Here is a 12,348-nt window from a genome sequence, read left to right on the forward strand (position 1 = left end):
GGGCCGCGGGCGACCGCGCCTGAGCCCACCGCCCGCGCGCGGACCCGTTCAGCGCCCGGCCACGGGCCCCTTCGGCCCCCGGCCGCGGACCCGTTGAGCCCTGGCCACGGACCCGCTGACCCCTCTGGGTCGCGGACCCGTCGAGTACCCGGCCCTCAGACCCGTTCAGTACCCGGCCGCGACGTCCTCGAGCAGACGGGCCGTCGCCTCGGGCGCTTCGAGCATCATGTCGTGCCCGCACGGGATGGTCCGGATCTCCCAGCCGCGGGAGCGGGCCAGGTCGAGGGACGGCCGCAGGTTCGGCATAAACGGTTCCGTGTGCCGTACCCACACCTTGTGCAGTGCGTCGAGCGGGCCGGGGTCGAAATGCACGGGGTCCGTCTGGCAGCGGAAGGGGAAGTCCGTGAGGCGGGGCCCGGCCCAGGCCCGCAGCTCCGGATCCCGTACCCCCCACTGCGCGAGGAAGGAGGCGTCGGCGGGCAGGTACCGTCCCTCCCCCGCCGCCGCCACCTGCGCGCGGTAGCGCCGGGCCACCTCGGGCGGTTCGACGTCCAGAAGGCACTGCCCCGGCCGGACGAGGAACGCTCCGAGGAAGACGACGGACGTCAGGCGCTCGCCGGAGCGCTCGGCGACCGGTCCGGCCAGGATTCCGGCGTAGCTGTGGAGCACCAGGCGGACGTCCGTGAGGTCCTCGTACCAGAGCAGGGCCGCCAGGTCCTCGACATGGGTGGCGACGCCGACCTCCGGGGAGAGGCGGTGACGGTGCTCGCCCTGGCCGGTGAGGCTCGGTGCGAGCACCCGGTGCCCGCGGGCCGTCAGCAGGTCGCGCACCGTCCGCCAGCACCATCCGCCGTGCATGGCCCCGTGCACCAGGAGATAGTCGGCCAACGTCGCACCGCCCGCCGGTCGTCGGGGTGCGCGCCCGCGGCTGCGGAGCGCACCGGGAGGAGCCTGCCGTTGCCGCCCAAGGGCGGCGGCCTGAGGGTTCCCCAGGACCGCCGGACCGCCGGACCGCCGGACCGCCGGACCGCTTGAGGGTTGCCCAAGGGGCCTCCCCCGGCGATCGCGGAGGCTTGCCCGTACCCGGAAGGGTCCGCAGTCAGTCTGGCACCGGCCGGCGGGGGCCGCGATCGCGGACCGGGTCCACCGCACCACCTCGGAGGACCCCGGAGGCCCGCCCGGATGCAGGGGGCCACCGCACCACCCCCCAGGGGCTGCGCCCCGGCACCACCCACCCGGATGCCCGCCCCCGTACGCAGAGCTCCCCTGCAAGGCCCCGGAGGCCGGGCCGTACGCAGAGCTCGCCCCGGGGCGACGCGCCCGAGCATGAGGGCCATAACGGACATACGCTCCCCTCATGGCGAGCGACGAGATCACCGGAGGCCCGTCCGGTACACCGCGCGTGCCCGGCGGTCCTGCCGACGCCCCCGTACCCGCCCCGGAGCGGATGGAGCCGGTCAAGGCGCCGCGGAGCGCCCTCACCGTGGTCGCCGCGGCGCTCGCCGGCCTCGGTCTCGCGGCGGCCAAGGCCGTCGCCGGCGTGGTCAGCGGATCGAGCGCGATGCTCTCCGAGGCCGCCCATTCGGTCGCCGGCGCGGTGACCGACGTACTGCTGCTGACCGCCCTGCGGCGGAGCGCCGGGCCCGCCGACGAGGAGCACCCGCTGGGCCGCGGCCCCGAGCGGTACGTGTGGGCGATGCTCGCGTCCGTCGCCGTCTTCGCGGGCGCCGCGGTCTTCGCCGTCCACGACGGCGTCCGCACCCTCGTGCGGGGCGGGGACCTCGGCGACCCGCTGCCCTCGTACATCGTCCTCACCGTGGCGGCCCTGCTGGAGGGCTGCTCGCTGTGGACCGGGGTGCGGCAGCTCCGCGGCGAGGGCGCCCGCTTCGGCCCGCCCGCGCGCCGCTATCTGCGCTACACCCCGGACACCCCGGTCCGGGCCGTGGCCGTGGAGGACGCGGCCGCCGTCAGCGGACTGCTGCTCGCGGCGGGCGGCCTGGCCGGTGCCCAGCTCACCGGCTCGCCGGTGTGGGACGGGATCGCCTCGATCCTCATCGGCCTGCTCCTGGGGTACGTGGCCTGGGTGCTGGGCCGGCACAACGCCCGGCTGCTCGTCGGCAGGCCGCTGCCGCCGCGGATGCGGCGGGCCGTGCACGAGGAACTGCTCACGGTCCCGCACATCGTGGAGGTGCTGGAGCTGACCACGCTCGTCCAGGGACCGGCCGGAATCCTGATCGCGGCGAAGGTGAACTTCCGGGACGTCGCCTCTGCCGAGCAGGTGGAGTGGGCCTGCGACGACGCCGAGGAGCAGCTGCGCCAGCGCTTCCCGGCGATCCGGCGGGTGTACCTGGACCCGACGCCGGCGGTGCACCGGACCCGGCCCGCCCCGGACGCCGGCCCCACGGGGACTCGTCGAGGACCCGCCGGGACTCGATGAGCACTCGCCGGGACTCGATGAGGACCCGCCGGGACCCGACGCCGGCCCCACGGGGACTCGATGAGCACCCGCCGGGACTCCGACGCCGACCCGCCCGGGCTCAGAGGAGACCGGCCGCGTCCAGGAGGTACGCGGTCATCGGGTCGTAGAAGCGAGGGTCGGTGACATGGTCGTCCAGCGGGACCGTCACCTGGACCGTGCCCTCCGCCTCGCCGATGAACAGAGCCGGGTCGTTGCTGTCGGCGAAGCCGACGGCGTCGACGCCCCGCTGTCCCGCACAGCCCGCCCAGCCGTGGTCGGCGACGACCAGGTCCGGCCGGGTGCGGCCGTCCCGCTCCAGCCCGTCCAGGATCGCGGCCATCGGCTCGGGGGAGTGGGTGTGCCACAGGGTGGCGCCGCGCTCCAGCACGGCCACGTCGGCGAACTGGAAGACCATGCCCTCGTCCGCGGTGAGCCCGGAGGGGATCCGGACGATCTCGCAGCCGGTGGATCTGAGCGCGTCCGCGATCTGCCGGTGGACGTCGAGCAGCCCGCCGGGGTGACCGGTGGCGAAGAGGACGGACTCCCGCCCGGCGGCGGCCTGCTTCAGCCGGGCCGCCATCCGGTCCAGGGCGTCCACGGTCAGCTCCGGGTCGATGGTGTCCTGTCCGTGCCGGTACTGCGGGTCGTCGTTGACGCCGCAGCGCTCGGCCATCACGGCCAGGACGTCCTGCTCGTCGCTCCAGCGGTCGCCGAGCTCCAGGCCCAGCCAGTAGTGACGGTCCCCGTTGGCGAGCCTGCGGTAGTGGGAGAGGTTGTTGTCGCGGGGGGTGGCGACGTCTCCGGCGATACGGGTGCGGACCAGATGGTCGACGAGGGCGGCGCGGTTCGGTATCGGCATGCGCCCATTGTGCCGCCAGGTGTGCGGAGCGTGCCCGGCGTCCCGAGGGCCGGACACCCCCGGGCCGCCGGGGCCCGGCTCGGTCTCGCGGGGGCCCGGCCCGGCGCTACGACAGCGAGGCGAACGCCCCGTGGGCGAGCCTGCGCAGCAGGTCCTCCATGGCCGCGCGGCCCGGCAGCCCGTTGCCGTACGAGCCGAGGTGCGGGGTGGAGTTGAGCAGGCCGAAGACGGCGTGGACGGCCGCCCGGACCTGGCCTTCGCCGGTCTCCGGGTACAGCTTGCGGACGACGTCCACCCACAGTTCGACGTACTGCCGCTGGAGCTGGCGCACCAGCTTGCGGTCGCTGTCCCGCAGCCGGTCCAGCTCCCGGTCGTGGAGGGTGATCAGCGGGCGGTCGTCGAGGGCGAAGTCGATGTGCCCGTCGATGAGCGAGGCGAGCACCTGCTCGGGGACGCCGTCCGCCTCGGCGACCCGCCGCCTGCCGCCGTCCAGCAGCCGGCCGGAGATGCCGACCAGCAGTTCGGCGAGCATCGCGTCCTTGCCGGGGAAGTGGCGGTACAGCCCGGGGCCGCTGATACCGACGGCGGCGCCTATCTCGTCGACGCCGACGCCGTGGAAGCCGCGCTCGGCGAAGAGGCGCGCGGCCTCCCTGAGGATCTGCTCGCGACGGGTCGGAGCGTCGGTCCTGGTGCTCATGCCGCCAATTCTAGACAACGCGGTTAGCGATCGTTAACCTGAAGGGGATGGGTTAACGCTCATTAACACGAACGATGCTCTGACAGGGGGCACGACACGATGCGGCAAGCACCTGTGCTGACGAGTGCGGCGGATCCCGCCTCGGACGCCTGGCAGGCCAACGAGGCGGCGCACCACGCCCTGGCCGACGCCCTGCGCGCGAAGCTGGCGGCGGCCCGGCTCGGCGGCGGGGAGAAAGCCCGGGCGCGCCACACGGCGCGCGGGAAGCTGCTGCCGCGCGACCGGGTGGACACGCTCCTGGACCCGGGCTCGCCCTTCCTGGAACTGGCCCCCCTCGCGGCCGACGGGATGTACGACGGGCAGGCCCCGGCGGCCGGGGTGATCGCCGGTGTCGGCCGGGTCAGCGGCCGCGAGGTCGTGGTGGTCGCCAACGACGCCACGGTCAAGGGCGGCACGTACTACCCGATGACGGTGAAGAAGCACCTGCGCGCCCAGGAGGTGGCCCTGGAGAACCGGCTGCCGTGCGTGTACCTCGTCGACTCGGGCGGCGCCTTCCTGCCGATGCAGGACGAGGTCTTCCCCGACCGCGAGCACTTCGGCCGGATCTTCTACAACCAGGCGCGGCTCTCCGGCGCCCGCATCCCGCAGATCGCCGCGGTGCTCGGCTCCTGCACGGCCGGCGGCGCCTACGTCCCGGCGATGAGCGACGAGGCCGTGATCGTGCGGAACCAGGGCACGATCTTCCTCGGCGGCCCTCCGCTGGTGAAGGCCGCGACCGGCGAGGTCGTCACGGCCGAGGAGTTGGGCGGCGGCGAGGTGCACTCCAGGATCTCCGGCGTCACCGACCACCTCGCGGAGAACGACGCCCATGCGCTGAGGATCGTGCGGACCATCGTCTCCACCCTCCCCGGGCGCGGGCCGCTCCCCTGGCCGGTGGAGCCCGTCGAGGAGCCCAAGGTGGACCCGTTCGGGCTGTACGGGGCGGTGCCGGTGGACTCCCGCACCCCCTACGACGTCCGGGAGATCATCGCCCGGATCACGGACGGCTCCCGGTTCGCCGAGTTCAAGGCCGAGTTCGGCACGACGCTGGTCACCGGCTTCGCCCGGATCCACGGCCACCCGGTCGGGATCGTCGCCAACAACGGCATCCTGTTCGCCGAATCGGCCCAGAAGGGCGCCCACTTCATCGAGCTGTGCGACCAGCGCGGCATCCCGCTGCTGTTCCTGCAGAACATCTCCGGCTTCATGGTCGGCAGGGACTACGAGGCGGGCGGCATCGCCAAGCACGGCGCCAAGATGGTCACGGCCGTGGCCTGCACCCGGGTGCCGAAGCTGACCGTCGTCGTCGGCGGCTCGTACGGGGCGGGCAACTACTCGATGTGCGGCCGGGCCTACTCGCCCCGGTTCCTGTGGATGTGGCCCAACGCCAAGATCTCGGTGATGGGCGGCGAGCAGGCCGCGTCCGTGCTGGCCACCGTCAAGCGGGACCAGCTGGAGGCGCGCGGCGAGGAGTGGCCCGCGGAGGCCGAGGAGGCGTTCAAGGACCCGGTCCGCGCCCAGTACGAGCAGCAGGGCAACGCGTACTACGCCACGGCCCGGCTGTGGGACGACGGGGTGATCGACCCGCTGGAGACCCGGCAGGTGCTGGGGCTCGCCCTGACCGCATGTGCCAACGCCCCGCTGGCCGAGAGGGACGCCTCGGCGCCCGGCTTCGGCGTATTCCGGATGTGAGGACCACTGTGACGTTCGAAGGACAGCGGATGTTCGACACCGTTCTGGTCGCCAACCGCGGCGAGATCGCGGTCCGCGTCATCCGTACCCTGCGGACCCTCGGGGTCCGCTCGGTCGCCGTGTTCAGCGACGCGGACGCCGACGCCCGGCACGTGCGGGAGGCGGACACCGCCGTCCGGCTCGGCCCGGCGCCCGCCGCCCAGAGCTACCTCTCCGCCGAGCGCCTGCTGGAGGCGGCCCGCCGCAGCGGCGCCCGGGCGGTCCACCCCGGATACGGCTTCCTCGCGGAGAACGCCGGCTTCGCCCGCGCCTGCGAGGAGGCGGGCCTGGTCTTCATCGGGCCGCCCGCCGAGGCGATCGCCCTGATGGGCGACAAGATCCGCGCCAAGGAGACCGTACGGGCGGCCGGGGTCCCGGTCGTGCCGGGCTCCTCCGGCTCGGGACTCACCGACGATCAACTGGCCGAGGCGGCACGGGAGATCGGCATGCCGGTCCTGCTGAAGCCTTCGGCGGGCGGCGGCGGCAAGGGCATGCGGCTGACCCGGGTGGAGTCGGCCCTGCTGGAGGAGATCGCGGCCGCCCGGCGGGAGGCGCGCGCGTCGTTCGGCGACGACACCCTGCTGGTGGAGCGGTGGATCGACCGCCCGCGGCACATCGAGATCCAGGTCCTCGCGGACGGCCACGGCAACGTGGTGCACCTCGGCGAGCGCGAGTGCTCGCTCCAGCGCCGCCACCAGAAGATCATCGAGGAGGCGCCCTCCGTCCTGCTGGACGAGGAGGTCCGCGCGGCGATGGGCGAGGCCGCGGTGCAGGCGGCCCGGTCCTGCGGGTACCGGGGCGCCGGCACGGTCGAGTTCATCGTCCCCGGCGGCGACCCGTCCTCGTACTACTTCATGGAGATGAACACCCGGCTCCAGGTCGAGCACCCGGTGACCGAACTCGTCACCGGCCTGGACCTGGTGGAGTGGCAGCTGAGGGTGGCCGCGGGCGAGGAACTGCCCTTCGGCCAGAAGGACATCGCGCTCACCGGCCACGCGGTCGAGGCCCGCATCTGCGCGGAGGACCCGGCCCGCGGCTTCCTGCCCTCGGGCGGCACGGTGATCTCACTGAGCGAGCCGGCCGGTGACGGGGTGCGCACCGACTCCGGCCTCAGCGAGGGCACGGAGGTCTCCAGCCTCTACGACCCGATGCTGTCGAAGGTCATCGCGTACGGACCCGACCGGGCGACCGCCCTGCGCAGGCTGCGCGCGGCGCTGGCGGACAACGTCACCCTGGGCGTCCCGACGAACGCGGGCTTCCTGCGCAGGCTGCTCGACCACCCCGAGGTGGTCGCGGGCGAACTGGACACGGGACTCGTCGAGCGGGAGGCGGACTCCCTGGTCGGCGGCACGGTACCGCCGGAGGTGTACGCCGCCGCCGCGCTGCTGCGGGAGACGCCCGCGCCGGTGGACGCCTCCGGCTGGACGGACCCGTTCTCGGTCCCCGGCGGCTGGCGCCTCGGCGGCGAACCCGCCTGGACCGTCCACCACTTCCGCGTCCCGGGCCACGACCCGGTGGAGGTCCGGCTGAGGGGCTCCGAGGCGGTCCTGGACGGCGGGCCGGTCCGGCACGTGCGGCACATCGGGCGCGCCGGCGGCACCGCGCCGGGCAGGGGCGCGGGCTTGGGCAGGGGCGCGGTCGCGGGTGCGGGTGCGGGTGCGGCGACGATCGGTGTCGAGATCGACGGCGTCACCCACACCTTCCACCATGCCGCCGCCCCCGGCGGGGTCTGGCTCGGCCGGGACGGCGACTCCTGGCACGTGCAGGACCACGACCCGGTCGCCGCGAGTCTGAGCGGGGCGGCCCGGCAGGGCGCCGACACGCTCGCCGCGCCGATGCCCGGCACCGTCACGGTCGTCAAGGTGGCGGTCGGGGACGAGGTCGACGCGGGCCAGAGCCTGCTCGTCGTCGAGGCGATGAAGATGGAGCACGTCATCTCCGCCCCGCACGCCGGGACCGTCACCGAACTGGACGTCACCCCGGGGGCGACCGTCGTCATGGACCAGGTCCTGGCGGTCGTCGCCCCGCACGACGGCGAGGGGCAGGAGGGCACGCCATGACCGTGGGACTGCCGATGGAGATGCCGGCCGGCGGGCTGCCGCCCCGCGTGCGGATCCACGAGGTCGGGCCGCGCGACGGGCTGCAGAACGAGCAGCAGGTCGTGCCGACCGAGGTGAAGGCGGAGTTCGTCCACCGCCTCGCCGGCTCCGGGCTGACGACGGTCGAGGCGACCAGCTTCGTCCACCCCAAGTGGGTCCCCCAACTCGCGGACGCCGAGGACCTGTTCCCCCGGCTCGCCGACATCGAGGGGGTGGTCCTGCCGGTCCTCGTGCCCAACGAGCGCGGGCTCGACCGTGCCCTCACCCTGGGCGCGCGCCGGATCGCCGTCTTCGCCTCGGCGACGGAGACCTTCGCCGCCCGCAACCTCAACCGCACGGTCGAGGAGTCGCTGGCCATGTTCGAGCCCGTGGTGGCCCGGGCGAAGGACGACGAGGTCCATGTCCGTGGCTACCTCTCGATGTGCTTCGGCGACCCGTGGGAGGGCGCGGTGCCGATCCGCCAGGTCGTCCGCGTCGCCCGGCGGCTGATGGACCTGGGCTGCGACGAGCTGAGCCTGGGCGACACCATCGGCGTCGCCACCCCGGGCCATGTGCGGGCCCTGCTCGCCGGGCTCAACGAGGAGGGCGTGCCCACCGACGCCGTCGGGGTCCACTTCCACGACACCTACGGCCAGGCACTGGCCAACACCCTCGCGGCGCTCCAGCACGGCGTCACCACCGTCGACGCCTCCGCGGGCGGCCTCGGCGGCTGCCCGTACGCGAAGAGCGCCACCGGGAACCTCGCCACCGAAGACCTCGTGTGGATGCTCCACGGCCTCGGCATCGAGACCGGGGTCGACCTCGGCCGGCTCACCGCCACGAGCGTGTGGATGGCCGAACGGCTGGGCCGCCCCAGCCCTTCACGCACCGTTCGCGCCCTCGCGGGCACGGCGTCCCACAAGGAGTCCTAGCCATGTCGCTCGACCACCGCCTCTCCCCCGAGCACGAGGAACTGCGCCGCACCGTCGAGGAGTTCGCCCACGACGTCGTCGCCCCCAAGATCGGCGACCTCTACGAGCGGCACGAGTTCCCGTACGAGATCGTCCGCGAGATGGGGCGGATGGGCCTGTTCGGCCTGCCGTTCCCCGAGGAGTACGGCGGGATGGGCGGCGACTACCTCGCCCTCGGCATCGCCCTGGAGGAGCTGGCGCGCGTCGACTCCTCCGTCGCCATCACCCTGGAGGCCGGGGTCTCGCTCGGCGCGATGCCCGTCTTCCGGTTCGGCACCGAGGAGCAGAAGCGCGAGTGGCTGCCCCGGCTCTGCTCCGGTGAGATCCTCGGCGCGTTCGGGCTGACCGAGCCGGACGCCGGCTCGGACGCGGGCGGCACGAAGACCACGGCCGTGCGCGACGAGTCGACCGGCGAGTGGGTGATCAACGGCTCCAAGTGCTTCATCACCAACTCCGGCACCGACATCACGGGCCTGGTCACGGTCACCGCCGTCACCGGCCGCACGGACGCGGGCAAGCCGCTGATCTCCTCCATCATCGTCCCGTCGGGCACGCCCGGCTTCACCGTCGCCGCCCCGTACTCGAAGGTCGGGTGGAACGCGTCGGACACCCGGGAGTTGTCGTTCTCCGACGTCCGCGTCCCGTTCGCGAACCTGCTGGGCGAGGAGGGCCGGGGCTACGCCCAGTTCCTGCGCATCCTCGACGAGGGCCGCATCGCCATCGCCGCGCTCGCCACCGGTCTGGCGCAGGGCTGTGTGGACGAGTCGGTGAAGTACGCCAAGGAACGCCATGCCTTCGGCCGCCCGATCGGCGACAACCAGGCCGTCCAGTTCAAGATCGCCGACATGGAGATGCGGGCGCACATGGCCCGGATCGGCTGGCGCGACGCGGCGTCGCGGCTCGTCCTCGGCGAGCCGTTCAAGAAGGAGGCGGCCCTGGCGAAGCTGTACTCCTCGACGGTCGCCGTCGACAACGCCCGTGAGGCCACGCAGATCCACGGCGGGTACGGCTTCATGAACGAGTACCCGGTGGCCCGCATGTGGCGCGACTCCAAGATCCTGGAGATCGGCGAGGGCACCAGCGAGGTCCAGCGGATGCTGGTCGCCCGCGAGTTGGGGCTGTCCGGGTAGGGCGGGCCAGGGTCGGCGCGCTCGCCCTCACCGTCACGTCTTCTTCGCAGGAGGAAGCGCCCTGCGCGACCCGGGGCGCCCAGACCGCTGCCGCGCCGACCGCCGACCGACCCGGGGCGCCCAGACCGCTGCCGCGCCGGCGCCCCGACCACCCGGGGCGCCCGGACTCCGGCCGCGCCGACCGCCGGCCGACCCGGCAGACCCCGGCGCCCCGGCTCCGCGAACCCGCCGCGGGCCACCGGAACCGCGGCCCCCCGTATCGCGCCAGTTGAGGTTAGGCTAACCTATCTTCGACTTTGCCAGAGGCCGCCCCCACCGGCACGCACCGAAAGCGAACTCCGTCATGCCCCATGCCCGCGCTTCCCATCTCACCCGTCGCGGCCTGCTCGCGGCGGGCGGCGTTCTCGGCCTCACCGCCGCCCTCTCCGCCTGCGGTTCCGGCGACAAGGAGGAGTCCACCTCCGACGCGAAGCAGTCCGGCCCCTGGCAGTTCAAGGACGACCGCGGCCAGGTCGCCGAGGCCAAGGCCACGCCGAAGAACATCGTCGCCTTCACCGGCATGGCGGCCGCGCTGCACGACTTCGGCATCGAGGTGAAGGGCGTCTTCGGCCCCACGTACGTCGAGGACAAGGCCAAGGGGACCAGGGCACCGGACGTCCAGGCGGGCGATCTCGACATCGACAAGGTCAAGATCCTCGGCAACGTCTGGGGCGAGTTCAACGTCGAGCAGTACGCGGCGCTGGCCCCGGACCTGCTCATCACCGACATGTGGGAGAAGGACGCCCTCTGGTACGTGCCGGACCAGTCCAAGGACAAGATCCTGAAGCTGGCCCCGAGCGTCGCCCTGTCGGCCGCCGACCGGTCGATGCCGAAGGTCCTCCAGCGCCACGTCGAACTGGCCGAGTCCCTCGGCGCCGACGTCGAGGCCAAGAAGGTCACGGACGCCAAGGCCGCCTTCGAGAAGGCCGCGGCCCGGCTGCGCGCCGCCGCCAAGGCCAAGCCCGAGATCAAGGTGCTGGTCGGCTCCGCGAGCGCCGACCTGTTCTATGTCTCCAGCCCGGCGCGACCCACCGACACGCTCTACTTCAAGGAGCTCGGCGTCAACTTCGTGACGCCCGCGAAGCTCGACGCCGGCGGCTGGTTCGAGGGCCTCAGCTGGGAGAACGTCGACAGGTACCAGGCCGACATCATCATGATGGACAACCGCGCCTCGGCCCTCCAGCCCGACGCCCTGACGTCCAAGCCGACCTGGGCCCAGCTGCCCGCCGTGAAGGCCGGCCAGGTCGTCCCGCGGGTCACCGAGCCGATCTACTCGTACGAGAAGTGCACCCCGATCCTCGACGACCTGGCCCAGGCCATCGAGAACGCGAAGAAGGTCGCCTGACCCATGCCGACAGCCGCGGCCGCCCCGTTTCGCTTCTTCCCTCTCCAGGTCGTGCGGACACGGCGGCTCGGCCCGTCGCTGATCCGCGTCACCTTCGGCGGGGGCGCGTCCAGGGCCGAGGGATCCGGCGGCGAGGCCCTCCGGGGCTTCGCCTCCGGTGGGCGCGACCAGTCCCTCTCGCTCTTCCTGCCGCGTCCGGGGCAGAAGGAGCCGGTCATCCCGCTCCCCGGCGAGCAGGACATGTACGCGCGCCTCGGCGCCTGGCGGGCGCTGCCGGACGACGAGCGGGCCGTGATGCGCTCGTACACGGTCCGCGCACAGCGCCCGGACGCCGGTGAACACGGCGAGATCGACATCGACTTCGCGGTCCACGAGGACGGCGGTCCGGCATGCCGCTGGGCGCAGCAGGCCTCCACCGGAGACCGGGTGACGGTCCTCGGCCCCGCGGCCGCCGACAACACCGCGGTCCGCTTCCGGCCGCCCGAGGACGCCGACTCGGTGCTGATCTGGGCGGACGAGACGGCGCTGCCCGCAGCGGCGGCCGCGCTGGAGTGGCTGCCGTCCGGGGTCCGAGCACAGGTCTGGATCGAGGTGCCGCACGCCGGGGACCGGATGGAGCTCACGACCTCGGCCGAGGCCACCGTCACCTGGCTGGTGCGGGACGAGGGAGCGCCTCCGGCCGTCGAGGCGGTGCGCGCCGCCGAGTTCGCCGGGTCCGCCCCGTACGCCTGGATCGCCGGCGAGTCGGGCTCGGTGAAGGCGTTGCGCCGTCATCTCGTGAACGAGCGTGGACTCGACCGCCGCCGGGTCACGTTCGTCGGCTACTGGCGCAAGGGCCTCAGCGAGGACGCCCTGCGCGAGGCCCCCGACGACGATTCGTAGGAACCTCCGCCGGACCGGCCCCGTCGACACCCGTCGGCGGGGCCGGTCTGCCGTGCGCGCGCGGCCCGTGGAGCCGGGTGTGAGCCAACTCGCTGCAGGTTCCGCGCGGTAGGGGCGGA

Annotated in this window: 10 protein-coding genes; 7 read left to right on the forward strand and 3 right to left on the reverse strand. The window is 73.5% G+C overall.

The genetic code is table 11. From position 1 onward, the window contains the following. Positions 1-165 precede the first annotated feature (165 nt). Positions 166-888 carry an alpha/beta fold hydrolase gene (locus tag DDW44_RS08945; RefSeq protein WP_108906095.1) on the reverse strand — a complete coding sequence of 241 codons (723 nt, stop codon included), beginning with the start codon at positions 886-888 and terminating at the stop codon, positions 166-168. Positions 889-1,447: 559 nt separating this feature from the next. Between DDW44_RS08945 and DDW44_RS08950 the strand changes: the two genes are divergently transcribed. Continuing rightward, positions 1,448-2,437, forward strand: a complete 990-nt coding sequence (locus tag DDW44_RS08950; RefSeq protein ID WP_244224195.1) for a cation diffusion facilitator family transporter — start codon at positions 1,448-1,450, stop codon at positions 2,435-2,437. Positions 2,438-2,537: 100 nt separating this feature from the next. Here DDW44_RS08950 and DDW44_RS08955 read toward each other — a convergent pair whose 3' ends face one another. Beyond that, positions 2,538-3,317 (reverse strand): phosphatase, encoded by a 780-nt coding sequence (locus DDW44_RS08955; RefSeq protein ID WP_018890117.1) that lies wholly within the window; start codon positions 3,315-3,317, stop codon positions 2,538-2,540. 106 nt (positions 3,318-3,423) lie between these two features. Next, positions 3,424-4,014, reverse strand: coding sequence for an SACE_7040 family transcriptional regulator (locus tag DDW44_RS08960; RefSeq protein WP_017949768.1), 591 nt, complete (start codon positions 4,012-4,014; stop codon positions 3,424-3,426). Positions 4,015-4,113: 99 nt separating this feature from the next. On the opposite strand from DDW44_RS08960, the gene DDW44_RS08965 reads away from it, so the two are divergent. From DDW44_RS08965 to DDW44_RS08990, 6 genes are all read left to right on the forward strand, one after another. After that, positions 4,114-5,745, forward strand: a complete 1,632-nt coding sequence (locus DDW44_RS08965) for a carboxyl transferase domain-containing protein (protein ID WP_108906096.1) — start codon at positions 4,114-4,116, stop codon at positions 5,743-5,745. A gap of 29 nt (positions 5,746-5,774) precedes the next feature. Continuing rightward, entirely contained in the window at positions 5,775-7,844 is a 2,070-nt protein-coding gene (locus DDW44_RS08970; RefSeq protein WP_108906097.1) for an acetyl/propionyl/methylcrotonyl-CoA carboxylase subunit alpha, read from the forward strand. Next, entirely contained in the window at positions 7,841-8,794 is a 954-nt protein-coding gene (locus DDW44_RS08975) for a hydroxymethylglutaryl-CoA lyase (RefSeq protein WP_108906098.1), read from the forward strand. Before DDW44_RS08970 ends, DDW44_RS08975 begins: the two co-directional genes overlap by 4 nt. A gap of 2 nt (positions 8,795-8,796) precedes the next feature. After that, on the forward strand, positions 8,797-9,963 hold the full coding sequence (locus tag DDW44_RS08980; RefSeq protein ID WP_108906099.1) for an acyl-CoA dehydrogenase family protein: 1,167 nt from the start codon (positions 8,797-8,799) through the stop codon (positions 9,961-9,963). A gap of 343 nt (positions 9,964-10,306) precedes the next feature. Continuing rightward, on the forward strand, positions 10,307-11,347 hold the full coding sequence (locus DDW44_RS08985) for an ABC transporter substrate-binding protein (protein ID WP_108906100.1): 1,041 nt from the start codon (positions 10,307-10,309) through the stop codon (positions 11,345-11,347). A 3-nt stretch (positions 11,348-11,350) separates the two neighbouring features. Continuing rightward, entirely contained in the window at positions 11,351-12,229 is an 879-nt protein-coding gene (locus DDW44_RS08990) for a siderophore-interacting protein (RefSeq protein ID WP_108906101.1), read from the forward strand. The last annotated feature ends 119 nt before the right edge of the window (positions 12,230-12,348 follow it).

This window comes from Streptomyces tirandamycinicus (genome assembly GCF_003097515.1).
In the GTDB taxonomy this organism is placed as follows: Bacteria; Actinomycetota; Actinomycetes; order Streptomycetales; family Streptomycetaceae; genus Streptomyces; species Streptomyces tirandamycinicus.